Origin of the sequence: Streptomyces rectiverticillatus (assembly GCF_013394065.1) — a bacterium.
Lineage (GTDB): Bacteria > Actinomycetota > Actinomycetes > Streptomycetales > Streptomycetaceae > Streptomyces > Streptomyces rectiverticillatus.
Map to the genome: position 1 here is coordinate 384,174 of NZ_CP040752.1, position 26,348 is coordinate 410,521.

General features: G+C 72.2%; 11 protein-coding genes. 5 read left to right on the forward strand and 6 right to left on the reverse strand.

What is annotated here, in order from left to right; genetic code table 11:
• The first annotated feature begins 1 nt into the window (after nucleotide 1).
• Nucleotides 2–3,730 carry a hypothetical protein gene (locus FGW37_RS01520; protein WP_179079374.1) on the forward strand — a complete coding sequence of 1,243 codons (3,729 nt, stop codon included), beginning with the start codon at nucleotides 2–4 and terminating at the stop codon, nucleotides 3,728–3,730.
• Here the strand turns inward: FGW37_RS01520 and FGW37_RS01525 are convergent.
• The 6 genes from FGW37_RS01525 to FGW37_RS01550 form a co-directional block, all read right to left on the reverse strand.
• The gene (locus FGW37_RS01525; protein ID WP_179079375.1) at nucleotides 3,723–5,903 is read right to left on the reverse strand and encodes a heavy metal translocating P-type ATPase; all 2,181 of its coding nucleotides are present in this window, start codon (nucleotides 5,901–5,903) and stop codon (nucleotides 3,723–3,725) included. The two genes, FGW37_RS01520 and FGW37_RS01525, sit on opposite strands and share 8 nt — an antisense overlap.
• Nucleotides 5,904–5,905: 2 nt before the next feature.
• Entirely contained in the window at nucleotides 5,906–6,217 is a 312-nt protein-coding gene (locus tag FGW37_RS01530; protein WP_179079376.1) for a DUF1490 family protein, read from the reverse strand.
• Between the two features lie 49 nt (nucleotides 6,218–6,266).
• The gene (locus FGW37_RS01535) at nucleotides 6,267–7,205 is read right to left on the reverse strand and encodes a metal ABC transporter permease (protein ID WP_179079377.1); all 939 of its coding nucleotides are present in this window, start codon (nucleotides 7,203–7,205) and stop codon (nucleotides 6,267–6,269) included.
• Nucleotides 7,202–8,020, reverse strand: a complete 819-nt coding sequence (locus tag FGW37_RS01540; protein ID WP_179084443.1) for a metal ABC transporter ATP-binding protein — start codon at nucleotides 8,018–8,020, stop codon at nucleotides 7,202–7,204. Before FGW37_RS01540 ends, FGW37_RS01535 begins: the two co-directional genes overlap by 4 nt.
• Before the next feature lie 74 nt (nucleotides 8,021–8,094).
• Entirely contained in the window at nucleotides 8,095–9,027 is a 933-nt protein-coding gene (locus FGW37_RS01545; RefSeq protein ID WP_179079378.1) for a metal ABC transporter solute-binding protein, Zn/Mn family, read from the reverse strand.
• A gap of 147 nt (nucleotides 9,028–9,174) precedes the next feature.
• Nucleotides 9,175–11,022: a ricin-type beta-trefoil lectin domain protein gene (locus FGW37_RS01550; protein ID WP_179079379.1), complete on the reverse strand. Its 1,848-nt coding sequence runs from the start codon at nucleotides 11,020–11,022 to the stop codon at nucleotides 9,175–9,177.
• A gap of 200 nt (nucleotides 11,023–11,222) precedes the next feature.
• Between FGW37_RS01550 and FGW37_RS01555 the strand changes: the two genes are divergently transcribed.
• From FGW37_RS01555 to FGW37_RS01570, 4 genes are all read left to right on the forward strand, one after another.
• Nucleotides 11,223–12,086, forward strand: a complete 864-nt coding sequence (locus FGW37_RS01555) for an IclR family transcriptional regulator (protein ID WP_246430207.1) — start codon at nucleotides 11,223–11,225, stop codon at nucleotides 12,084–12,086.
• A 223-nt stretch (nucleotides 12,087–12,309) separates the two neighbouring features.
• A complete protein-coding gene (locus FGW37_RS01560; RefSeq protein WP_179079381.1) occupies nucleotides 12,310–23,655 on the forward strand; it encodes an amino acid adenylation domain-containing protein in 11,346 nt (3,781 codons plus the stop codon).
• Entirely contained in the window at nucleotides 23,652–25,550 is a 1,899-nt protein-coding gene (locus tag FGW37_RS01565; protein WP_246430208.1) for a class I adenylate-forming enzyme family protein, read from the forward strand. The genes FGW37_RS01560 and FGW37_RS01565 overlap by 4 nt, the downstream gene beginning before the upstream one ends.
• Complete coding sequence (locus FGW37_RS01570) at nucleotides 25,547–26,317, forward strand: hypothetical protein (protein WP_246430209.1); 771 nt, start codon at nucleotides 25,547–25,549, stop codon at nucleotides 26,315–26,317. Before FGW37_RS01565 ends, FGW37_RS01570 begins: the two co-directional genes overlap by 4 nt.
• The last annotated feature ends 31 nt before the right edge of the window (nucleotides 26,318–26,348 follow it).

Sequence of the window (26,348 nt, forward strand, 5' to 3'; positions counted from 1 at the left end):
CATGACGATCGAAGAACTCCGTGCCCTGATCACCCGGCACACACAGGGCAGCACCCTCACCCTCTCCGCCGCCGACCTCGGCACCGGGCCCGCCGCCGCACTCGTCGGCACGTGGCTCGACGGCACGCTCACCGTCACGGACCTGCAGCGTGAGGACCACGACGACGGTGTGATCGTGCACGGCACGCTCACCGTCCCCGGCCTCGGCCTCACCGATCTGCCGGTCCACGGGATCGACTTCGGCCTCGACCCCCTCGACCACGACCCCACGCTCTACGTCCCGCTCGTCCTCCCCACGGACTGGACCTTCGCCACCTCCTTCCCCGCCACCGACGGCAGCGAACTGGCCGCCCTCGCCTTCCCGGCACCGCCCGCGCTGCTGCTCACCTCGGCGGGCCGGCCCGCCCGCGAGGGGTACCCCGCGCTGGACCCCGGCCTCACCTTCCACGCCTCCCGGGTGACCGACCCGGAGCAGCTCGGCGCCCTCGCCGCGCTCATCCGCCCCCGGCCCGGGTCACTGACGCTCACCGGGCCGGTCGTACGCCGTTCCGCCAAGGGCAGGGGCGGGGAGGTCCGCACCGACATCGCGCTGCGCTCGACGCCGCAGCCGGACGGGGCGTTCTCCGCCTCCTTCTACCTGTGGGCCGGATCGCGCGACGACGAGGCTGGGGCGAACGGCTCCCCGGCGACGTACGGTCTGCGGCTGGCCGCGGATCTGATCCTGGGGGCGGCGGCCGGGACGACGATCAGTGCTCCGCTGCCTTCCGGGGGTGGCGGTACGCTCGCGCTCAGCGCCGACCGGCTGCCGGAGAAGCTCTCCTCCGGCGACCTGGCCACCTGGAACGGCACCGGAACAGCGGTCCACCAGCTCGTCGACCAGCAGGGCTTCACTCTCGGCGAGTCCGTCCGCCTCACCGGGATCACCGCCACCATCGACCCCACAGCGTTCGGCGACGGCGGGCTGGCAGCAGCGCTGACCCAGGTCACCGCCACCGTCGAGACCCTGCCCGGCACCAACTGGCCGATCATGGGCGACGACCTCGCCCTGACCGGCGTCGGCGCCACCCTGACCGTCACGAACCCGCTCCGGTCGTCCCGGGCGGCGAAGGTCACCGGACACGGCGACTTCACCGTCGCGGGCGACGTCAGCCTCCACGCCACCGCCGAGATACCGCCCGGCACGTTCCGGCTCGCCCTCGACGAAAGCACACCCGCCGGGCTGCGGGACGTCCTCCAGCACTTCCTGCCGCACGCCGACCTCACAGGCGTGCCCGAGCTGACGCTGAAGAAGTTCTCCGGCACTGCCACGCCCAAGAAGGGCGCGTACGAGGTCGAGGCGTCCGTGTCCTCCCAGTGGCATATCGACGTCGGCGCAGCCCGCATCGCCCTCACCGAGGCCGGGCTGGCTCTGGCGCGCGAGGGCAACGAGGGCAATGAGGGCGCCGGCGGTGGCGTGGTGCAGCAGCCGGACGGCGCAGCCGGCTCCGGAAACGCCGGTTCGCGGATCACCGGCTCGCGGACCACCGGCACCCTGTCGGCCAAGGCCGAGCTCGGCCCGGCTGCGGGTGGCAACGGCGACGGCTCCGTCGTGAAGTTCTCCGCCGAGTGGACGATCCCCGGTGCCTTCGAGCTCGACGGGACCTTCCCCGATCTCGACCTGACGGCTCTCCTGAAGTCTCTCGCCTGCCGGGCCGACGTGCCGCTGCCCGCCGGCCTGCCGCAGGTCTCCCTCCTCCACCCCGCCGTGACCGTACGCCTGGGGGACGCCCTGGCGGGGCAGGCGGCCGCGGGGAAGAGCTACGAGCTGACGGTCAGCACCACGGCGACGTTCGACGCGGCGCAGCTGACGTTCTTCGGCAAGGCTGCCAAGAAGGCGGAGGGCGGCACGCTGTTCGCCGCCGCATTCTGGCAGCAGGACTGGGTCTGGTCGCCGGGCAAGGTGTCGGGCTGGGCCCCGGTGCTCGGCTTTCTCGACGGCATGACCTTCACCAAGTCCGGGCTCGCCGTCAGCTCCGCCGACGGTGTGCCCGTCAAGGCCGGGGCCGAGCCGCCGGACACCCTGCCCGCCACCCTGGGCAAGGGCCTGACGTTCTTCACCGAGCTGGGGCTGACGGGACCGCTGGCGCCCTTGGGGGTGTTGTTCCAGGACGCCGGTGGCATCCACCTGACGGCCCGGCTCACCACACCGGTCGAGGAGTCCGAGTTCACCGCGTCCATCGCGGAACAGAAGACCCGGGACGGCTTCGGCGGCCTCACCCTCGCGTTCCAGCCGGTGAATCGGAAGGTGTCGCTCCAGACGTCGTGGAACTTCAAGGTCCCGGCCGTCGGGTCCGCTCCCCCGGCCCTGCTGCAGTTCGTAGCCGGAGGGACTCTCGAGGGCACCGAGTTCCACCTCTTCCTGGTCCTCAAGCCCGCCGGCTCCGGGGCGGCCGAGGCCGCCGGACGGCCCGAGCCGCACCAGCTGGCCTACGACCTCCGGTCACCAGGGCACACGTTGCTCACGGCGGACCCCGTCCCCGGGACCGACGGCTGCATCGTCCACGACGCGACGCCGCACGTCGCGAGCGGGACCGCGTACAGCACGGTGCGCGAGACGGCGAGCCGCCTCGCCGGGCTCACCGCGCCGCCGCCGTCCGATGAGCGCCCCGCCTGGAAGAACGCCTTCGGCGTCCAGGGCTTCGACGTCCACTACTTCTACATGCAGATCGGCTACGGAACGGGCACCGGGTTCACCCTGGGCGCGGGTGGCTCAGTGATCATCGGCGAGGCCACCCTGGACCTCGACATCGAGGGCGGGTTCACCCCGGAACCGTTCGTCACCGTCTTCCGCTTCGACCTGGGGACCGCTCACCAGGACACCGGCATCTCGATCTGGGACATGCTCACCGTCCTCACCACCCCGCCGGACTGGCTGGCCTTCCTCAAACAGATCGTGCTGCACAAGCTGGCGATCTGCGTGGTCACCGCTCCCGGTGGCTGGACCGACCCGGTGACCCACGAGGTGTGGAAACAGGGCTTCTACGCCAAGGGCGACATCGACTTCTTCGGCAACAACTGGCGCTTCGAGGTCGAGGTCAGCGACGAAGGCCTCTACGCGTACAGCACCATCGCCCAGCCCCTGAAGCTGGCCGACGTCTTCACCCTTTCGGATGCGAGTGGTACCAAGGGCCCGCAGTACCTCCTCGACACCCGGGGCATCCGCACCGGCAAACTCCCTAAGAAGATCTTCTACCTCTCCGGCAAGCTCGACCTCCTCGGTCTGAAGGCCTCGATCGAGGCACAGCTCGGCAACGACGGCTTCGCCTTCACGGTCGCCGCGGATCTGCTGGACATCCTCCACGGCGACATGAGCTGCACCCTCAACAGCACCGGATTGAAGGCCTCGGCCCACGTCAAGCTGGACTTCGATGTCGAGATCCCCCGGAACGTGTCACTCGGCGGCATTCCGGTCCCCGCGGGGAACCTGGTCGGCATCCGCGCGGAGGGCGGCTTCGACCTCACCGTCGACGCAAGCGGTGTCAATCTGCACCTGACGGCGAACTGCGACGCCTACCTGCTCGGCGCACATCTGGTCCAGTTCCACTTCGACCAGCAGTTCACGATCGGCAAGTGGGACGACATCGTCTCCTGGCTCCGGAACAACCCGGAGAAGCTCTTCGAGTCCTTGGGCGAAGGCATCTGGGAAGCCCTCAAGAACTGCGCCACGACATCCGCGGCACAGCTCACCTGACGCGGCGCTCTTCGAACGGCGCGGCCCGCAGCTCACCGTGGGCGGGAGGCAGGTGCGGGGTGTGGTTGACCAGGCGGGCGGAGTTGGCGACGACGGCGATGCTGCTGGTGTTGTGCAGCAGGGCGGCGAGGACGGGGTTGATGGTGCCGCCCGCGCCGGCGAGCAGGCCGGTGAGGTTGACGCCGATGGCCAGGCCGTAGTTCTGGCGTACGAGGCGCAGGGTGTGGCGGCTGAGTTCGACGACGGCGGCGACCTGGCGCAGGTCGTTGCCGGCGAGGGCGATGTCGGCGGTTTCCAGTGCGACGTGGGAGGAGTGTTCGCCCATGGCGATGCCGACGTCGGCGAGAGCCAGTGCGGGGGCGTCGTTGGTACCGTCGCCGACCATCGCCACCGTGTGGCCCTCGGCCTGCAGGTCCCGGATGAGCTGGAGCTTTCCCTCCGGCAGGGCGTGGGCGTGGACTTCGGTGATGCCGAGGGCGTCGGCGACGACCTGCGCGGTCTCCGGCGCGTCGCCGGTGAGCAGGATCAGACGGCCGACGCCGAGGTCACGCAGCTGGCCGATGACGGTTTCGGCGCCGTCGCGCACGGCGTCGGACACCCCGAGCAGGCCGATCAGGTCGTCGTCGTGGGCCAGGCAGATGACGGTCTCACCGCCGCCGCGCAGGCGTTCGGTCCAGCCGCGGGCGTTCTCCGTCAGCTCCACGCCGTGCCGCCGCAACAGAGCGGGACTGCCGACCAGCAGGCGCGTGCCGTCGAGTTCGGCACGCATGCCCATGCCGAGGACCACCTCGCACGCCTGGTGGATGGGGATGTGGAGGCGTTCCTCCTCGGTGCGGGCGACGATGGCCTGGGCCAGGGGGTGCAGGGCGTGCAGTTCCCCGGAGGCGGCCAGACTCAGCACCTCATCGGCGCTGAACCTCTCGCTGAGGGTCACCACGCTGGTGACCAGCGGCTTGCCGAAGGTGAGGGTGCCGGTCTTGTCGAAGACGACGACGGTGACGCGTCCGATGCCCTCCAGGTGGGTGCCGCCCTTGATGAGGGTGCCCCGGCGCGCTCCGTTGCCGATGGCGGCGCTGATGGCGGTCGGCGTGGCCAGTCCCGCGGCGCAGGGGCAGGCGATGAGCAGCATCGTCATCGCGCGCCGGGCGTCGCGAGTGACGCCGTAGGTCAGGGCGGCGAGGGCGAAGGAGACGGGGACGAAACGCCTCGTGAAGCGGGTGGCGACGGTCTGGATGGGGGCCCGGTCCGTCTGGGCTTCCTCGACGCGGCTGATGATCCGGCCCACGGTGGTGTCCCGCCCCACGGAGGCGGCGCGGACGACGAGCGAGCCGGAGGTGAGGATGGTGCCGGCGTACACGTGGGAGCCGGTACGGGCGTAGACAGGCAGGGCCTCGCCCGTGACGGCGGCCTGGTCCACCAGGGCCTCCCCCGACAGGACGTGTCCGTCCACGGGGATGCGGTGGTGCTCGTACACGGCGACGTCGTCCCCCGGATCGACGTCTTCGAGGGCCACTTCGACCTCGACGCCGTCCCGCACGAGCCACACGCGTTCCTCGCCGATGGTCAGCAGCTCTTCGATGGCGCGCCGGGTGCGGCGCAGGGTGAGGGTCTGGAGGAACTCGCCGATGTTGAGGAGCCACAGCACGGTGAGGGCGACCACGTTCTCGCGCAGCACCAAAGAGATGACCGTCGCGGCCGTGACCAGGGTGTCCGTGCCGGGCGAGGTTCTGCCGCGCAGCGAGCGCAGGGCGCCCCGGAAGAAGGGGAAGCCGGTGAAGACGGTGACCACGGCGGCGAATCCGGAGGAGCCGACCGACAGGCGGGGCCGGCGCAGGAGGCGGCGCAGCGCCATGAGTGCGAGAACCGCCCCGCCGACGACCAGCCGGGCGACCTCACCGGTGGAGGAGTCGGGCAGGGAGCGGGTGGCCTTGACCGGTGCCGAGGGGGGCGGGGCCTCCTCGAGGGCGGCCACGAGGCGGTCGACGTCGAGGTGGTCCGGGGCGACCCAGACGATGACGCTCCCGGTGCGGGGGAAGACGCGCAGCGCACGGAAGCCCCGGAAGCCGGTCAGCCGTTCGTCGACCTGGCCGGCGCTGCCGGGACGGGTCCGCAACCAGGGCACGGTCAGCCTGGCCCGTCCGCCGGCCACGGAGCGTACGACCACGCCGGGCATGATCAGTGCTCGTGTCCGTGGTCGTGGTCCTCGGTGCTGACCGCGGAGGGCGGCGGTGCCTCCTCGCCCAGAGTGGTACGGGCTTCGGCGAGCATGTCCCCGGCCTTCAGCCGTGCCTCCTCGGCGGCGGACGCGAGCCACCGGCCGGCGACGATCCCACCGGCGAGGCTTCCTACGAGCGCCTTCCTGGCTGCGGGTTTGGCCTCCGGGAGTCGTTTGGCGGCGCCTTGGATGATCAGGCCGCCGACCACGCCGGAGACGGCGTAGTGCGCGAGGCGGCCGGCTGCGGCGCCTGCGAGAGCGACAGGGTGCATGAAGGGCTCTCCTTCCGTACGTGCCGGACGGCCCGACGGAGTCCCCTCATCAAGTGTGCGCCTGCTCGGCGTGCGCGTGCGAGCCGGCGACGCGGCGGCCCCGGCGCGGACCCGGCAGACGGCAGGCGAGGTAGATCACGAAGGAGATCGTGGTGACGTAAGGGCTGACGGGCACGGTGCCGCCGAGGGCCAGCAGGAGCCCGCCCTCCATCGACACCAGCGCGAAGACGACGCTGAGCAGCGGGAGCAGCACCGGGGACGCCGTGACGCGCGCCGCGGCGGCCGCCGGGGTGACCAGGAGCGAGAGCACGAGCAGTGCTCCGACGATCTGCACGCACAGCGCCACCGCCAGGCCGAGGACCAGCATGAACGCCGTGGACAAGGCCCGCACGGGCACGCCGCGGGCCGCGGCCACCTCCGGATCGGAGCTGGCGAAGGTCAGCGGCCGCCACATGACCGCCAGAGCGGCGAGCACCACCGCGGACGTGCCGGCGAGCCAGGCCGTCTGCGGGGTGGCGACGGCGATGATCTGGCCGGTGAGGATGCCGAACTTGTTCGCCGTGCGGCCCTTGTAGAGGGACAGGAACAGCACGCCCAGTCCCAGGCCGAACGGCATGATGATGCCGATCACCGAATTGCGGTCACGGGCCCGGACGCCCAGCAGGCCGATCGCCACCGCCGCCAGCAGGGAGCCCGCGATCGACCCGGCGACGATGTTCAGCCCCAGGAACAGTGCCACCGAGGCCCCGGCGAAGGACAATTCGCTGATGCCGTGCACGGCGAACGGCAGATCACGCATGATCACGAACACTCCGGCCAGACCACCGACCAGGCCGAGCAGAGCCCCGGCCAGCAGAGAGCTCTGCGCGAGCGCGAGCAGCTCCCCGTAGTGGTCGAAGTCGAAGATCTGCCGCAGTACCCCGCCGTCCTGGTCGCCGTCGGCGGCCGCCCGCCCCAGGGCGAGGGCTCCGGCGGCGCACCTGCTCATGACGCTGCGCCGCCGTTCGCACCGTTTACGTGACCGGCGGTGTGGTTGTGGACAGTGCTTTCGTCCGGGGCCCCCACGACGACGATCCGGTCCCGCACCCGCACCACGTCGACGCGGGTGCCGTACAGCCGTGAGAGGGCGGCCGAGGTCATCACCTCGTCCGGCGGGCCGGTCCGGAACCCGCCGTGCGCCAGGTACAGCACCCGGTCCACCATGCCCAGTACGGGGTTGATCTCGTGGGTGACGAAGACGACGGCGGTTCCGTCGGAGCGGCGGCGCCGGTCCACCAGGGCGGTGACCGAACGCTGGTGGTTCAGGTCCAGCGAGAGCAGCGGCTCGTCGCAGAGCAGGAGCAGCGGGTCGGCCGCGAGGGCCTGGGCGATGCGGACGCACTGCAGCTCTCCACCGGAGAGGCGGGCGACGGGCACGTCCGCGTACGGCGAGGCCCCGACGAGCTCCAGCAGCTCGTCCACCCGGCGCCGTGCCGCCGCGTTGGCGGGCCGCGGGCCCCAGCGGTGCCCGTTCAGGCCGAGCCTCACCAGGTCGCGTGCGCGCAGCGAGGTGTGGGCGGGCAGGGAGGTGTGTTGCGGTACGTACCCGATGCGCCGGCCGCTCCGGCAGGGGTTTCCCCCGAGCACGGTCGCGGAGCCCGCGGTCAGCTGCTGCCGGCCCAGGAGGACCCGGAGGAGGCTGGTCTTGCCCGAACCGTTCGGGCCCAGCACCGCGAGGAACTCCCCGCTCCGCAGGTCGAGGTCCAGGTCGCGCCACACCACGTGGTCGCCGTAGGCCAGTGCCGCGCCCCGGAGGCTGAACACGGGCGTGGCGGGGCGGGCCGCCTCCCCGACGGGCGGGTGGCGCAGGAGCGGCCTTGTGGGCCCGGCGCGGCTTCTCACGGGCCCAGCGCCTTCCTGAGCGCGTCGATGTTCGCCTTCATCCAGCTGACGTAGTCCTGGCCCTGGGGCAGGGTCTCGGTCACGGACACCACCGGGATCCCGTTCTCCGCTGCGGCCTTCTTGACCTTCTCCGTCTGGGGTCCGGACGTCTGCTGGTTGTAGACCAGGGCCTTCACCCGCTTGCCGGTGAACAGGTCGAGCATCCGGCGCATGCTGCTCGCCGGGACCTCGGTGCCCTCTTCGACGGCCGTGCTGAAGTCGGCGGGCGTCATGTCGCGCAGCCCGCTCGCCTCGATCAGGTACAGCGGCACCGGTTCGGTGACGGCCACGGCGGCTCCCGGATGGTCCGCCTTGATCCGCGCCTCCTCGGCCGCCAGGGGTGCCAGCCGGCCGGCGAACGCCTCCGCGTTGCGGTGGAAGAAGGCGCCGTCAGCCGGATCCGCCCTGGTCAGCGCGTCCGCGAGGCGGGTGGCCAGCCGGCCGGCCGTGGCGAGGTCGTACCAGACGTGCTCATTGAGCTCCCCGCCCGCCGGGGCGGTCTTCCCGGAGACCTGGACGACGTTGACGACATCGGCTGACGCGTTGTCCGCGGTACGCAGCATCTTGCCGATGAAGTCGTCGTAGCCGCCGCCGTTCTCCACGACGACCCGCGCCTCGGACAGCGCCAGCTGGTTGCGGGAACTGGCCTCGTACGAGTGCGGGTCCTGAGCGGGATCGCTGATGATCGAATCCACGGCGGCCTTGCCGCCCCCGACCTGCCGGACGATGTCCCCGTACACGTTCGTCGACGCCACCACGCGGACCGGCGACGCCGGGGCGGTGCTCCGGCGCTCTCCGCCCGTGTCCGGCGAGCTGCCGCAGCCGGGGAGCAAGGCCGTGCAGAGCGCCACCAAGAGAATCGGGGCAGCGTGAGCCGAGGGCACCCGCATACGCGTCCTCCCGGAGGGGGAGACCGAAACGGTTTTCACCTCATTGTCGCTCCGTGAAATCGTCTCTTCCACCGGAGCGGCATCGCCGGCGCCCCCGCCCGGGCCGCCCGGGCCGGCTGTGCGGTGGTCCGGGCGGCCCGGCGGGTTTCAGGGGTTCACCACGTTCCAGCGCTCGGCCGGGATGTCCTGGCACTCGTAGAGCTGGACTTTGCCACGGTCCCAGTCGGGAGCCAGCAGGCACAGGTGGTTCGCCTCGTTGCGGAACCGGATGGTCCCGTCCGGGTAGCTCTCGGCCAGCCAGCGCTGGCCGGCGCCTTCGACACCGCGGTTGTCGTCACACACCTGGAGCACGGCATCCGTTTTCGTGGTGGCGTGTTCGTCCCGGCTGCCCAGGCACCAGTCGCTGCCGTCCATGCTCTGGATCCGGACCAGGTTGTCGTCCTTACCGATCCGCTGGATGTTCCAGCCGAAGTCCTTCTTCTCGTAGAGCCACCAGTAGATCCACCACGACCTGGGCGGTGTGGGCTGGGTGTAGACCTCGGTCCCGGCGACTTTGCCGAGCCGCCGCAGCCGGCCTCCGAGCCACGACGATTCGAGTCGTGCGTTCCCTGCGGCCGTCAGCCAGTTCTTGGGGAGCTCCGAAGGGCTGTCCCACCACCCCTTGGCCTCGTCCTGCGTGCACGGTGCCGCGGACACCGAATCGCCGGACGGGGTCAGGCAGAGCCCGGGGACAGCCACGTTCTGCCAGCGTTGCGGTCCACCGCTGTCGTCGTTCGGTGCTGCCGGGGCGCCCTCGAAGTGGCTGACCGTCCACTGCGCCCGCGGGTCGTCACAGGCGCCGGCGACGATCCGGGAGGACACGTCCCGGCGGGCGTCCGGCGCGAGCGCGACGCAGTTGCCCGTGTCGACGTTCCGGAGGTAGTGGGTGAGCGCATCGGTTGTGAACATCTGGAAGGTCTGGTTGCCGCCGTAGCGGGCGTCCCCGACCGCCATGGAGCGGTCCGGGTTCTCCTGCAGCAGACGGCCGTTCGGCGTGGCCATGACAGTCTGGAAGACGTGGGACGGCTGCGGTGTCCGGGACGGCTGCGGTGTCCGGGCGAAGTACACCGGCACGTGGTCCGATCCGGCGCCGTGCGGGCGGGTCGCGGTGAACCCCGGCAGGCCGCGGACGATCGCGTAGTCCAGCTCGCTCGGGGTGTCGCCGTTGATGTACGTCGGCTGACCGGTGCGGACCAGGGTCTCGTCGGCCCGCAGATGCAGCGAGTTGCGGGCATCGCCGTCGGAGCGGTTGAAGATGTTCACGTTGAAGTCACCGAGTACGACCCAGTTCCGGCCGTCCCCGGCCGCGAAGTTGCGGACCTGATCGAGCAGTCCTTGCACGTCCCCGCCGCGACCGTGGATGTTCCAGTACCAGGTGTTCCCGAACCGCAGACCGAGCAGCGGGCGCGCCCGGTAGCGGTTGCCCGGGGCGTTCGGGTCGGGGTCGTAGGCCGGGTTCTCGAGTACGCGGACCTCATCGGCCTGGGAATCGGTGACCATCGCCAGGTTCATCTGGCCGCCGTCCCATATGTCCTGGCTCGACACACCGATCCTGCGCGGGTCGGTCTGCAGGAAATACACGTAGCGGTTGCTGCCGTTCGGGCCACCCGGCCAGATCACCTGGGTGACGGAACCGGGTAAGCCGGTGGGGCGGGGCGGATTGAGACGGATACGCCGGAAGTTGGTCCGGTTCGGGTTCTCCGGCATGGGCGGCCCGGCGCCGGCCTCCTGCAGCGCCACCACCGCGTTGTCCGCGGCCAGCCGCTGGATCTCCGAGCGCCAGGCCAGGCCGTTGTCGGAGCCGTGCATGTTGTACGTGGCGTACGGCGAACTGCCGTCGGGGTTCACGGCCTGCGCCACCGTGGTGGTCAGCGTCAGGTTCGTGGCCAGTGCCGCCAGCACGGTCAGGACGGCGGCCACGGTGGCGATCCAGCGCCGTCTACGGTCCCGCGCCATCAGACGGCTGTGCCTCTGGCTATGCCTCGTCAATGATCCGTCCTCTCACGTCGGCCCCCGCGCCGAGCGGCACAGGGGACTACCCACGCCACGGGCTCCCCGTAGCGGCACCGAACGGGAGATACTCGCCGGTCTGTCGGCGGAGGAAAACCCCTGGTTCCATTGAATGGACCCGTCCGGCGCGATCCGCGGAGGTTGGCGTGAACAGCTCGCACGACGGGAACGGCGGGAATGGTGGGAACGGTGGGAACGGTACGACCGAGGAGCGCCCCCGTGTCCGGGGACGCCGCCCGGCTCACGGCGAACCCCTCCTGGACCGGGCCTTTCGCGTGCTCGCCTGTTTCGGGCCGGAGGCGCCGGAGCTGTCGCTGACCGCCCTGGCCGCGCGGGCGGGCCTGCCCAAGGCCACCGCGCTGCGCATCGCCCGCCAGCTCACCGAGCAGGGCGCGCTGGAACGCACCGACGCCGGTCACTACACCATCGGCTTACGGCTGCTGGAGATCGCCTCGGTGGCACCGCGCGGACACGGCCTGCGGACCATCGCCCTGCCCTACCTGCAAGACCTCTGGCACGCCACGGGCCGGCACGTGCAGCTGGTCGTGCGCGAGGGCCTGGAATGCGTCCTGGTCGAGCGGCTGTCCGCGCGCGATGCCCCGCGCGTGATGTACCGGGTCGGCGGCCGGATGCCGCTGCACGCCACCGCCCCCGGACTCGTCCTCCTGGCCTTCGCCCCGGCCCGAGTGCAAGAGGACTTCCTCGCCGCCGACCGCCCGGCAGGCGGGGACGAGCCGATCGGAACAGCCGAAACCGAAGCGCTGCGGTCCCGGCTCGCGGCCATCCGCCGCGACCGCTACGCGGTCTTCTCACGCCCCCAATGGGACACCCTCATCACCGGCGTCGCCGCACCCGTCCTCGACCGGAACCACAGCACCATCGCGGCCGTCTCGGTCATCACCCCGTCCGAGCAGAGCCAACCCGCCGCGCACGTCCCCGCCGTAGTCGCCGTGGCCCGCGTCATCACCCGCGCCATGGCCACCGGGAACCGCCGGCCACTCCCTTCCTGACGGCACGATCCGGACAACCTTGTGGCGCCGACCGGGTGCAGCGCTCTCCCACCTGCACCTCGGGGAGGTTTCAAGTAAACGTGAGATAGAGCATATTGCTGCGTCTTTACTCTCCCATTGCCGACTGTGTTCGATGAGGCGGGCCACTTTCAGATCAAACCGCCCACATCCGACGGCAGTCGCCGGCGTCACGCCGACAAGACCGATGGGGATGCTCATACTCATGCCCGAAAACTGCCCTGAACTACAGCTTTCCGAGGCTCAACTCGGGGTCTGGCTGGCGGAGCGTGCCGGGCACAGCCGTCCCGGCTCCTATCAATGGGCTGAATACCTCGTCCTGGACGGCGATGCCGACGCCGGTCTCCTGGCCGCCGCGGTCAGCAGGGTGGCTGCCGAGTGCGAGGCGGTCAACGTCCGCATCATCGAAACGTCGGGTTCCTTACCGGTGCAACGGCTTCTCCGGGAGCCGGAACACACCGTTCAAGTGGTCGACCTCCGGGGAGCGTCCGTCCCGGACGCCGCCGCGCTGGAGTGGATGCGGGCCGAGATGGCCGAGGCCGGGGGAAGCGACGCCGGGCCGTTGTTCCTGGGGGCCGTGCTGCGTGTCACCGACGGCCGCACGCTGGTGTTCCACCGGGTTCACCACATCGCTCTGGACGGGGCGGGCATGGCCCTGTTCGCCGAACGCGTCGCCGAGGTCTACAGCTGTCTGTACGACGGGCGCGCCGTTCCGGAGAGCGGCTGGGCCGGGCTCCGTCCCCTGGCACACGCCGAGGCCGCCTACCGGGAGGCCGCCGAACGCACCGCGGACCGGGACTGGTGGCTGGAGCGACTGGCCGGGCGGCCGGACTTTCTGAGCCTCGGCACTCATGCGGCCACGGCCACGGACCGGTCGCTGCGGCTGACCAGGGTGCTGCCGGCGGAGGAGTTCGCCGGTTTGCGGGACGGTGCGGGGCGGCTCGGGCACCGCTGGACCCGGCTGCTCACCGCAGCGACCGCGGTCTACCTGCACGCGGTGACCGGTAGCCGTGATGTCGTACTGAGCCTGCCGGTCGCCGGCCGTCCGGCCGGACTCGTGCGGACGGTGCCCGCGATGTCGGCCAACGTCCTCCCCTTGCGGTTGCACGTCGATCCGGCGGCCCCCCTCGGCACTCTGCTCGACCGGGTCGCCGGCGAACTGCGGCTGGTGCGCCGTCACCAGCGTTACCGGGGTGAGCACCTGCGGCGCGAGCTGGGCTATCCCGAGGACGGCCGGAAGTTCTTCGGCCCGGTGCTCAACATTCAGCGTTTCGACCGGCCGCTGCGCTTCGGTCCGGTGACCGCGACCGTCCACAACCTGCAGGCGCCGCCGTCGGAGGACCTTTCGATCGTCGCCTACGACCGTGGCGAGGGCGTGCTGCGCCTCGACTTCGACGCCAATCCCGCCAACCACGGCGAGGAGTTGCTGCAGGACGTAGCCGACCGCTTCCTGCACGTGCTCCGGCAGGTGGCGAAGGCCGACCGGGAGACACCGCCGGCGCGGATGGCGGCATCCACCGCGAGGGAGCGCCGGCACGTCGCCGCTTGGGGCACAGGTGACCGCACATCGGCCGCGCCCGCCTGCACGGCCGTCGGCCGGTTCACCGAACAGGCGTCCCGCACGCCCGACGCCTTCGCCGTCCGCTCGGCCGGGACCGGGGAGCGGCTGACCTACCGCGAGCTGGACGCGCGGAGTTCGGCGCTGGCCGCCGCGATCGCCGCGGCAGGTGCAGGCCCGGAGCAGACCGTCGCGCTGCTGCTCGAACGATCGGTGGACCTGGTCGTCGCGGCACTCGCGGTGGTGAAGGCGGGCGCGGCCTATGTTCCCCTGCAACGGGACGACGCGCTCTCCCGGCAGGAAGCGGTGCTCTCCGATGCGGGAGCGCGGGTGCTGCTCACCGACCGGGACACCGAAGAGGACCGCATCGTCGCGACGGCACGTGACCGTGGTGTGCGGCAGCTGGACGTGCGCGAGCAGGGGACCGCGGCCGGGCAGCCCCGGGCGGCGACGCCGGACGCCCTGGCGTGCGTGATGTTCACCTCCGGCTCCACCGGGCGTCCCAAGGGGGTCGCCATCACCCAGGGCAACCTGGCCGGGCTCGCCGCCGACCGGTGGTGGTCCGAGGGCGGCGCGGACCGGGTGCTGCTGCACTCGCCGCACGCCTTCGACGCGTTCAACCTGGAACTGTGGGTGCCGTTGCTGACCGGTGGCGAGGTGGTCGTCGCCCCGCCGGGGAGGCTGGACCCGGCCGGGCTCTCCCGGATCACGGCCGCCACCGGGATCACCGGCCTGTGGTTGACCGCGGGGCTGTTCGACGCGATCGCCACCGAGGACCCGGCCTGTCTGGCCGGGCTGCGCCAGGTGTGGACCGGCGGTGACGTGGTGTCCCCGGCGGCGGTGCGCGCCGTGCGGTCCGCGCTGCCGGAACTCACCGTCGTCAACGGTTACGGGCCCACCGAGACCACGGTGTTCGGCACCAGGTTCGCCGTCGGGGAGATACCGGAGGACGCCGGCTCGGTTCCCATCGGTGCGCCGCTGGACGGCAAGCGGGTGCTGCTGCTCGACGACGCGCTGCGTCCGGTGCCACCGGGTGTGGTGGGCGAGGTGTATCTCGGGGGTGCGGGGGTCGCGCGCGGCTACCTCGGGCGGGCGGCCGCGACCGCCGAGCGTTTCGTAGCGGACCCGTCGGGCCCGCCCGGCGCCCGTGTCTACCGCACGGGCGATCTGGCCCGCTGGAACCGCGACGGACGGCTGGAGTTCGCCGGGCGGGCCGACGGACAGATCAAGCTCCGCGGCTACCGGATCGAAACGGGGGAGATCGACGCCGCATTGCTGGCCGAGCCCGGGGTGCGGCAGGCCGCGACGGTCCTGCGCGAGGACCGGCCCGGAGTGCGCCGGCTCGTCTCCTACGTGGCCTGCGCGGCCGCCTCCGGCGACACGGCGGCGCTGCTCAAGGCTGTGGCGGACCGGCTGCCGCCGTACATGGTGCCGTCGGCCGTGGTGGCAGTGGACCGGCTGCCGCTGACCCGCAACGGCAAGCTCGACCGGGCCGCGCTGCCCGCGCCGGACGCCGGGGTCGCGGAGACGGCGAGGGCTCCGCGCACGTCCGCGGAGCGCCGGCTGGCCGAGCTGTTCGCGGACGTCCTCGGTCTGCCCGAAGTCCCGCTCGACCAGGACTTCTTCCAGCTCGGCGGCGACAGCATCAAGGCGATCCAGCTCGCCGGCGCGGCGCAGCGGGCCGGCCTGGCCGTCGGTACCTCGGACGTGTTCCGCACACCCACCGTCTCGGGTCTGGCCAAGGGCCTCGCGACGGGACCGGAGCCGGGACACCGGGTCGCGCTGGGTGACGCGGACGACCCCACCGTCCCGCTGACGCCCGTCATGCACTGGCTGCGCGAACGCGGCGGCCCGATCGACGGCTTCGTCCAGTGCCTGACCGTGCGTACTCCGGCGGGCATGACCGAAGCGCAAGTGCGCGCGGTGGTGCAGGCGCTGGTCGATCACCACGCCATGCTGCGGCTCTCGCTGAGCGAAGTGGACGGGCTGTGGGCGCTGGAAGTGCTGCCGCGCGCCGCCGTCGAACTGAACCGGCCGGGCACCACGCTCGATCCCGGACGCGGGCAAGTGGTCCGCGCGAGCTGGCGGGATCCCGGACCGGCGGAGCCGGGCGAACTGACCCTCACCGTGCACCATCTCGGCGTCGACGGTGTCTCCTGGCGCATCCTCCAGGAAGACCTCCGGACCGCGTGGGAGGCCGTCCGGCACGGGCGCACACCGCAGTTGCAGCCGACGGGGACCTCCTTCCCCCAGTGGGCGAAGGCACTGGTCCAGTACGCGCACCACCCGTCCGTGCTCGGGGACTTCTCCCGGTGGCGGGCGGTACCCGAGGATCCCCCCGTCGCGGGCCGTGCACTGGACGGCGAGGTGGACACCGAGGACACCCGGCGCCGGCACTCCGTCACCCTGCCGGGCGCGCTCACCTCGCGGCTGGTGAACGACGCGACCGCGGCCTTCGACTGCTCGGTGCACGAACTGCTGCTGACCGCGTTCGCGCTGGCCGCCGCCGACTGGCGGGAGGGACCGGACGCGCTGCTGGTGGACCTCGAAGGCCACGGGCGCGAGGAATTCGCCGCCAACCTGGACTTGTCCCGCACGATCGGCTGGTTCACCACCCTGTGCCCCGTGGTGCTCGATCCCGGCTGCTCGTGGGCTGATACCCGCACCGACCCGGCCGCACTGGACGGCGCGGTGGCCATGGTGCGGTCCTGCGTACGGGACGCCGCGCGCGCCGGTCTGACCTACGGTCTGCTGCGCTACCTCAACCCGCAGACCGGTCCGGCGCTGGCCGCCCGGCCGTCGCCGCAGTTCGCGTTCAACTACCTGGGCCGGTTCGACGTCGGCGGTGACGGCGACTGGGTGGTGCCCGCCGACTCCTCGGTGCCCGGCCCGGTCACCGGCGGCAAACTGGCGATGGCCCACTCCGTGGAACTCGACGCGGTGATCAACGATCAGCCGGACGGCCCCCGGCTCGTGGCGCACTGGTCCTGGCCGGGCGAACTGCTCACCGAAGAGCGGGTCTGCGGGCTCGCGCAGCGGTGGTTCGACGTGCTCGAAGCCCTGGCACGTCGGGGCCGTGCCAGGGCGACAGGTGAGCTGCCCCTGCCGCCGTTGGCGCAGGGGCTGCTGTTCCACTCGCTCTACGACCACGACGGCGCCGACCCGTACCTCGTCCAGTTCGTCTTCGAGCTCGGCGGAGCGCTGGACCCCGCCGCGCTGCGCGACGCGCTCCACCGCCTGCTGCTGCGCCATCCCCAGCTCTCCGCGGCCGTGCGGCACGGTCCGTCGGGGCGTCCGGTCCAGGTGGTCGTCCCGGACTTCACCGTGGAGTGGCAGGAGGTACCCGCGCACGAGGACCTGGAGCGTTTCCTCGACACCGACCGCAGGCGACGGTTCGACCTCGCCAGTCCCCCGCTGGTCCGCGCGGCCCTGCTGCGCCGTACCGACGCGCGGCACACCTTCGTACTGACCACGCACCACCTCCTGCTGGACGGCTGGTCCATGCCGATCCTGATCAAGGAGCTGTTCTCGCTCTACGCCGGCCACGCGCTCCCGCCCGCGACGCCCTACCGCGACTTCCTCGACTGGCTGTCGACGAGGGACTCCCGCGGGGACGAGGCCGCCTGGCGGGAGCTGCTGTCCTCCATGGACGGTCCGACGCTGGTCGGCGGCGCGGGGCGGCGCGGTTCGGCCGCGTCCCGGCACCGGATGACGGTGGAGCTGGACGGTGCCGCGAGCGCGCGGATCGACGCCGTGGCACGGCAGCACGGGCTGACCGTCAACGTCGTCGTGCAGCTGGCGTGGGCGGTCCTGCTCGGCGCCCTGACCGGCCGGGACGATGTGGTGTTCGGTGCGACGGTCTCCGGCAGACCGGCGGAACTGCCCGGCTCGGAACACATCGTCGGCCTGCTGATCAACACCGTTCCGGTGCGGGTCCGCCTCGATCCGCGCCGGCCGGTCGCCGAGTGCCTCGCCGGGCTGCGCGCCCAGCAGCTGTCCATGCTGGAGCACCAGCACGCCGATCTGACGCGGCTGCAGTCGATCGCCGGGCATGCCGAACTCTTCGACACCGTCGTGGTCTTCGAGAACTATCCGATCGACGAGGACGCGCTGCGCGATCTCGTACCGGGTCTGGAACTGCGGGACGTCCAGGGCCGGGACGGCACGCACTACCCCCTGACGCTGATCGCGATGCAGGACCGCGGCCGCCTGCGGCTCCGCCTCGACCACAGCGCCGACCTGTTCGACGAGGAGGGAGCCCGCCGGCTGCTCGACCGGCTCGCCGCACTGCTCGGCCGGATCACCACGTCTCCGCAGGCGCGGCTGGGACAGCTCGACCTGCTGCTGCCGGACGAGCGGCAGGAGCCGGAGGGCACCGCGGCGAGCCCGGCCCCGGTCGCCCTGCCCGCGCTGTTCGAGGCGCAGGTGCGCCGGAGGCCGGCGGCCCCCGCCCTCACCTTCGGAGACACCACCCTGTCGTACGGGGAGCTCAATGCGCGGGCGAACCGTCTCGCGCGGCTCCTCGTCGCGCGCGGGGCCGGACCGGAACGCCTGGTGGCCCTGGTGCTGCCCCGTTCTTCGGACCTCGTGGTCGCGGTGCTGGCCGTGCTGAAGTCGGGAGCCGGCTACCTGCCTCTGGACCCGGCCCATCCGCAGGAGCGGTTGCGGCAGGTGCTGGCCGACGCCGCTCCCGTGCTCGTCGTGACCGGCGGGCCCCTCGACGTGCCACATCCGCAGCTCGTGCTCGACGGCACCGACCCGGCCGCCTCCTACCCGTCGGACGACCTCGGCCGGGCCGTGCATCCCGGCAGCGTCGCCTACGTGATCTACACCTCGGGCTCCACCGGAGCACCCAAGGGCGTCGTGGTGTCGCACCACAACGTCGGGCGGCTGCTCGCGGTGACCGACGCCCGGTTCGGTTTCGGTGACGAGGACGTGCACACGCTGTTCCACTCCTACGCCTTCGACGTCTCGGTGTGGGAGCTGTGGACGGCGCTGGGCCGCGGCGGCCGCCTGGTGGTGGTGCCGGACGACGTCGCCAAGTCGCCACGGGAACTCCTGGAGCTGCTCGCCCGGGAGCGGGTCACCGCGCTGAGCCAGACGCCCTCGGCGTTCTACCCGCTCATGCAGGCCGAAGCGGAAGCGGGGCCGGGCGCGCTGCCCGCGCTGCGCGTCGTCGTGTTCGCCGGTGAGGCGCTGGAACTTACCCGCATCCGCTCCTGGCACGGCCCCGGCCGGCCGAAGCTCGTCAACATGTACGGGATCACCGAGACGACCGTGCACGCGACCCACGTCGAGCTGACCGACCCCGACGAGACCGCCGGTGTCATCGGCACCGCGCTCCCCGACTTGCGGCTGCACCTGCTGGACCACGCGCTGCGGCCGGTCCCGCCGGGCTGCCCCGGTGAGATCTACGTGGCCGGTCCCGGCGTGACGCGGGGGTACCTGGGACGCCCCGGGCTGACCGCGACCCGTTTCGTCGCCGACCCCTTCGGCGCGCCCGGTGCCCGCATGTACCGTTCCGGGGACCTCGCGCGGCGCCGGGCCGACGGCACGCTGGAGTATCTGGGCCGGACGGACCACCAGGTGAAGATCCGCGGTTTCCGGATCGAGCCCGGCGAGGTCGAGCGGGCCCTCGAACGGCACCCCGCCGTGGACCGTGCCGTGGTGCTCGCGGACGCGGATGCCGACGGCGGCCGGCTGCTCTGCTACGTCGTGACGAAGGGGGATCCGGCCCCCGCTGAGCTGCGCGAATACGCCCGGACGGTCCTGCCCGCGCACATGGTGCCCGCGTTCATCATGCCGGTCGACGAGATCCCGCTGACCGGCAACGGCAAGCTGGACCGCAGGGCCCTGCCGCGCCCGGAGTCCGCGCTGCGGGTGAGCCGCCCGCCGGCGACCGAGCGGGAACGGCTCCTGTGCGCGCTGTTCGCCGAGACGCTGGGGGTCCCCGAGGTCGGCGCGGAGGACAGCTTCTTCGATCTGGGCGGGCATTCGCTGCTGGCCACCCGCCTGATCAACCGGGTGCGCGCCGAGACCGGCTGCGAGCTGAGCATCCGCACCCTGTTCGACGCCCCCGTCGTCGCCGACCTGGCGCGGTGCCTGCCGGAGGCGGCCGGCACACCGCGTACCCGGATCGGCACGGCCGCGCGGCCGGAGCGGATCCCGCTCTCCCCCGCGCAGCGCCGACTGTGGTTCTTCAGCCGGTTCGCCGGCCCCAACTCCGTCTACAACATGTCCTTCGCGGTCCGGCTGAGCGGCCCCCTGGCGGCCGGGCACCTGTGCGCGGCCCTCGGCGACGTGCTCGTACGCCACGAGAGCCTGCGCACCACAGTCGTCGAGATCGACGGCGAGCCTCACCAGCACATCGGCGGCGCGGAGGACCTGCCGTTCGAGGTGGTGACCACGTCGGAGGCCGAGCTGCCCGGTCTGCTCGCCGAAGCGGCCGCGCACGTCTTCGACCTCGGCGGCGAACTCCCGGTCCGGGCCACGCTCTTCGAGACCGCACCCGAGCAGTACGTGCTGCTGATCCTCCTGCACCACATCGCCGCCGACGGCTGGTCACTGGCTCCGCTGGCCCGCGACCTGTCCACCGCGTACCGGGCACGCGTCGCGGGGGAGGTCCCGCAATGGGGCAGCCGCCCCGTGCAGTACGCGGACTACACCCTCTGGCAGCGCGGCACCGACCTCAGCGCCGGAATCGCGTACTGGACGCGGACGCTGCGCGGCGCCCCGGAGGCCCTGCCGCTGCCGTTCGACCACGCCAGGCCCCAGGCGTCCGCGCACCGCGGGGAGACCGTCGGCTTCACCCTGGACGCCGGCCTGCACGCGCGGCTGAGCCGGCTCGCCCGGTCCACCGGCACCAGCTTGTTCATGGTGATGCACGCGGCGATCGCCGTGCTGCTGTCACGGCTCGGCGCCGGTGGGGACATCCCCATCGGCACACCGGTGGCCGGGCGACACGACGAGGCGCTGCACGAGACCGTCGGCTGCTTCGTCAACACGGTGGTGCTGCGCACCGACCTCAGCGGAACCCCGACGTTCGCCGAACTGCTGGAGCGGGTCCGGACCACCGATCTCGACGCCTTCGCTCATCAGGAAGTGCCGTTCGAGCAGGTGGTCGAGGCGGTCAACCCACCGCGCTCGCCGGCCTGCCACCCCGTCTTCCAGGTGATGCTGGCCTTCCAGGACACGCCGCCCGTAGAGTTCGACCTGCCGGGGCTGCGCGTCGAGCCGGTCGCCTCGCACGGCGGCGCCTCCCGCATGGACCTGCTGTGGAGTCTGCGCCCGCACCACGGCGACCACGGTGCCGAAGCCGGCGTCGAAGGCGAGCTGGAGTACGACACCGAACTGTTCACCCCCGCCTCCGCCCGTCTGCTGCTCGCAAGGCTGGACCGGCTGCTGCGGGCGGCGGTGGCGCATCCGCACCGGCGGATCGCCGACCTCCCGGTCCTCGTCGCCGGCGAGCGGGAGCAGATGACCGGCCGCTGGAACTCCACCGCCCGCGAGGTGCCCGGGACCACCGTGGCCGAACTGTTCGCGGCCCGGGTGCTCCGCGCTCCCGACGCACCGGCCGTACGGCACGGGGACACCGTGCTCACCTACCGGGAGCTGTCCGAGCGGGCGGCGCGCATCGCGGCGGAGCTGAGTGCCCGCGGGGCCGGCCCGGGCGCTCTGATCGCACTGGAGCTGGGGCGTGACGCCGATCTGCCCGCCGCGCTGCTCGCGGTCCAGTCGGTCGGTGCCGCCTGGCTTCCCGTCGACCCCGCGCTGCCGCCGCAGCGGATCGCGGCGCTGCTGGCGGACGCCCGCCCCTTGCTGGTGGTGCGCCACGACGACGGGCTCACCTTCGGCGGGCTCACCTTCACCGCGGGCGCCCGGGAACCGGCGGTCGTGCCGGAGAACACGGCGTATGTGACGTACACCTCGGGCTCCACCGGGCGGCCGAAGGGCGTCATCGTCCCCCACAGCGCGCTGACGAACCTGGTGCTCGCGCTGCGCGAGCAGCTGACGGTCGGTGCGGCCGACCGGGTTCTGGCCGCCGCGCCCGCGGGCTTCGACATGTCCCAGCCCGAGCTGTGGCTGCCCCTGGTCACCGGTGCCGTGATGGTGCTCGCCGGGCAGGGCGCGCTGCGCGAGCCCGACGAGCTGTCCGCATTGCTCGACCGGCACGGGGTCACCGTGATGCAGGCGACCCCGTCGCTGTGGCAGGCTCTCGTGGCCCGGCGGCCAGACCGGCTGCGCCACATCCGCGCGGTCATCGGCGGCGAAGCGGTACCCGCGGAGCTGGCCGCGACGCTGTCCGGCCTCACGGCATCGCTGCTGGCCTGTTACGGCCCGACGGAGACCACCGTCTGGTCGACCACCTACCCGGTCGGCCGCGTGGCGGGCGCCACGGTGCCGCTCGGGCGTCCCCTGTGGAACACCCGGTGCTACGTCCTCGACGCGCGGTTGCAGCCGGTGCCCCCGGGCGTGACCGGCGAGCTCTACCTGGCAGGCGCAGGCGTGGCGACGGGGTACCTGCACCGGCCGGGGCTGACCGCGGCCCGTTTCGTCCCGGACCCCTTCGGACCGGAGGGCCACCGGATGTACCGCACCGGCGATTTGGCGTCGTGGACCGCCGACGGGGTGCTGCGCTTCCACGGCCGGACCGACGATCAGGTGAAGATCCGCGGCCATCGCGTCGAGCTCGGTGAGATCGAGGCCGTGCTCGCCCGCCACGAGGACGTCGAAGCGGCAGCGGTGGCCGTACACGACCGGAAGGCCGACGACCGCCGCCTGGTCGGCTACGTCGTCCCCGCCGGCGCCGACCTGCGCTTGGTGCGCGCGCACCTGGCCGCGCACCTGCCGGACTACATGCTGCCCACCCGCCTGCTCGGGCTGGACGAGCTCCCCCTCAGCCCCAACGGAAAGCTGCTGCGCGACCGGCTGCCCGAACCGGACTGGGCCTCCGCAGGGGACTCGCCGCCGCCGGAGAGCCTGACCGAGCACTTCATGTGCGGGCTGTTCGCCGACGTGCTGGATCTGCCCCGGGTCGGTCCCGGCGACAACTTCTTCGAACTGGGCGGGCACTCGCTCCTGGCGGCGCGGCTGACCGACCGGGTACGGACCGTGCTCGGGCTGGAACCGACGATCCGGAACGTCTTCGAGGCGGCCACCCCGGCCGCGCTGAGCCGTCTCCTGAACCAGGCAGCGCAGGAGAGCCGGGCGACACACCTCGTGCCGTTCCGCACGGGCGGGCCGGCGGCGCCGGTGTTCTGCGCGCCCCCGCTCAGCGGGATCAGCTGGCTGTACGCGGGGCTGCTGCGGCACATCGACCGGGACCACCCGGTGTACGGCATCCAGGCCGAGGGACCCGGCGGGCTGAGCGATCTGCCCGGCAGCATCGAAGCGATGGCCGAGCGCTATGTGGCCCTGATGCGTTCGGTCCGCCCCAGCGGCCCGTACCACCTCGTCGGCTGGTCCTTCGGCGGCCTGGTGGCGCACGCGATGGCGGTCCGGCTGCACGAGCTCGGCGAGCCGGCCGGATCACTGTGCCTGGTGGACACAGCCGCCGACGCCGCGGCAGCGCCGGAAGAGCCCATCGACGACCAGCGCGTCTACCGGGTATTGCTGACGGCCGCCGGCTTGGACGACGTACGCTGGGCCGCGACGGGCCTCGACTTCGCCACCGTCTCGGCACTCCTGCGCCGGGAAGGAAGCCTGTTCGCCCGGTTCACCGAGGACGACATCGCCCGCGTCATCGCGGTGTCGCGCCACCACGACAAGCTCGGGCGGGCCTACCGGCCACCGCACTACCCCGGCGACGCCACGTACATCGAAGCGACGGGTGGCGAGCCACGCCTCGTCGCGAACCACGAACTGTGGCGGCCTTATATCGGCGGAGAACTGACCGTATGCCATGTCAGCGCGCGTCACCACCGGGCGATGCAGCCGCAGCACGTGCACGAAGTCGGGGTCCACCTCCGCGACCTGCTGAGGAGGCAGCGTTGATCCGCACCGGTTCCGGCGCCCTGGCCGAACTACCCGCGGGTGCACGGGTGGTGATCCGGCTGCCCAACGGACGCGAACTGGCGGACGTGCTGCTCACCTGCTTCGACCTGCGCCTCGTCGCGGTCCCCCTGCACCCCCGCGCCACCGACCGGGCGGTCGCGGGCATCGCCGAGCGCGTCCGCGCGGCGGCCCTGGTGGACGTGCGCGGGCTGCGCCGCACCGGCCTGCCCGACATCCACACGGCCCCGCACGACCTGGCCTTCATCATGTTCACCTCGGGCTCCACCGGCCCGCAGAAAGGGGTCATGCTCAGTCGGCGAGCGGTCCTGGGCAACGCGGCCAAGACCGCGGCACTGCACGGACTGGCGCCGGACCGACCGCACGGGACCTGCCTCCCGCTGTACCACTGCAACGCCCTGGTCATGTCCCTGATCGGCAGCCACATCACCGGCACACCGCTGATCCAACAGGCCGCCTTCGACCCGGCGGGCTACTTCGCCGCCCTGGACGCCGGCGGGGCCAGGACCGCGTCCCTCGTGCCCGCCCTGCTGGCGGATCTGCTGGACGTCGGCCCCGACTGGCCGGACGGCCTGGAGTACCTGATCACCGCGGCCGCCCCGCTGACCAGCGACTTCGCCCGCCGCTTCCACCGCCGCTACGGCCCGCGCCTGCGGCAGGGCTACGGCCTGACCGAGGCGGTCAACTTCAGCTTCACCATGCCCCGCCTCGACGACGCCGACTTCCGCGACCAGTACCTGGAGCACGTACCCCCGGTCGGGGCACCGCTGCCGGACACCGAACTGCGGCTGGAGTCCGGTGAGGTGTGGATCAAAACGCCGGACCTGATGACCGGCTACTGGCAGGACCGCCGCACCACCACGGCCACGGTCACCGAGGACGGCTGGCTGCGCACCGGCGATCTCGGCGAACTGCGGGACGGGCTGCTGGTCCTCCGCGGCCGCGCCGGCGAACGCATCAACCGGGGCGGGGAGAAGCACTACCCGCTCGACATCGAACGCGGCTGGCGCGGGGCCGGCCTCTCCGGCCGGTTCGCCGCGGTATCGGTGGACGAGCCCTCCCTCGGCCAGGACGTCGGTCTGGTCGCCACGGAGCAGCCGGTCTCCGCCGTACGCGAACTCTACGAACGGGCGCCGCTTCGGCCCTCGGCGGTCCAGTTCGGCGGGTTCCTGGCGACGTCCACCGGCAAGCCCCGGCGCAAGGCGATGAGCCGGGTCCTCACCGCACGCCGGCTGGCTCCCGCACGGTACGAACGGCTGCTCGCCTACGCCGCGGCCACCGCGCACGACCTGCTGCGCTCGGGGGCCGAGCACTCCGGCCTGCGCGCGATGGCCGCATGGGCGGGCGACCGCCGCCCACGGCCGGACGGCGAAGTCGTCTTCGGCGCCCTCGACTTCTTGCGGGAGCACTGGCACGACGAGGACGATGCGGAACTGTCCCGGGCCAAGGCCCGCTGGCGCGGCACGCTGCTCACCGAGTGGCCCCTGTCGGTGCACGCGGAACTCGCCGCGGACGTGGCGGCCCGCCACGGGTACGAGGGGCTACCGGTGGTGCCGTTCGGCACCGAGGCCCGCTTCGACGGCGGCGCGCTCCTCGTACTCCCGCACGGCCCGGCGGCCGTCGGGCCCGACGGAACCGATGGACCCGACGGAACCGACGGACCCGTCTGGCCGCTGGGTCCGCTCCTGACCTTCCTGGACGGTTCCACCGGGGGTGGCGGGACGGATCGCTGGACGTGGCTGGCCCGGCTGCGCGACCGGGGATCCCCGACCGCGGGCTGCTCGGTACTGCGCGCCGGGCGACACGACCTGGGCGGCGTGCTGTGGGCACGACAGCCGGATTCCGGACCGAACGAGCACGCTGGAGCGACTGGATGACACACAGCACCGAAACGACCGGACGCATGAAGCAGTCCCCCGACCACGAGGACGAGATCCTCGACGTCCGGTGGCACCGGGATCCCGGCAGGAACCGGCTCACTCCGGTGGTGCAACTGCCCCCGGATGTCGCCCTGGCCGTGGTCGACGCCCTCGCCGGCCTGGTCCGGACGGCGCACCGCCAAGAGAAGGCGAGCCCGACCCCGCCCGGTGCGCTCAAACAGGCCCAGGAATTCGAAGAAGGCGACGTCTTCATGCTGGAGCCCCCCTTCGAAGGCTTCTTCGCCGACCGCTATCTGATGGACTTCTACGACACCACCGAACGCGACATATGTTCACGCATGCACCTGCACACCGGGCTGCGCTTCGTCCGGATGATGACGGGCCCGGAGACCACGATCCGGGTCTCCAGCCTCTCCCCGATCACGGTCCGCCCCGCGGCGGCGGGCTGGACCGATCCGCTGAGCACTTTCACCGACGCACTCCCCGGTACGCCCACCGGGGCGCACCGGGACCGGCACAACGTGATCGTGCCGCCGAACTCCTGGGTGGACATGCAGATCCCGCGCGGGGTGTCACACCAGTTCAACGCGGTGGGGCCGAACGCGGTGATCGACTCGGTGCACCCGGAGGAATCCATCGAGACGCTGCGCGAGGGAATGTCGGGCTACCGGATGATGGCGCAGACCATCTTCCTCGCCAAGGACAAGACCCCGGCCACGACCTGCGCCGACACCACCGAACCGAACAACACCACCCACCACTGACCGGCTCCCGCCGCATAGGCCACCTGACCTG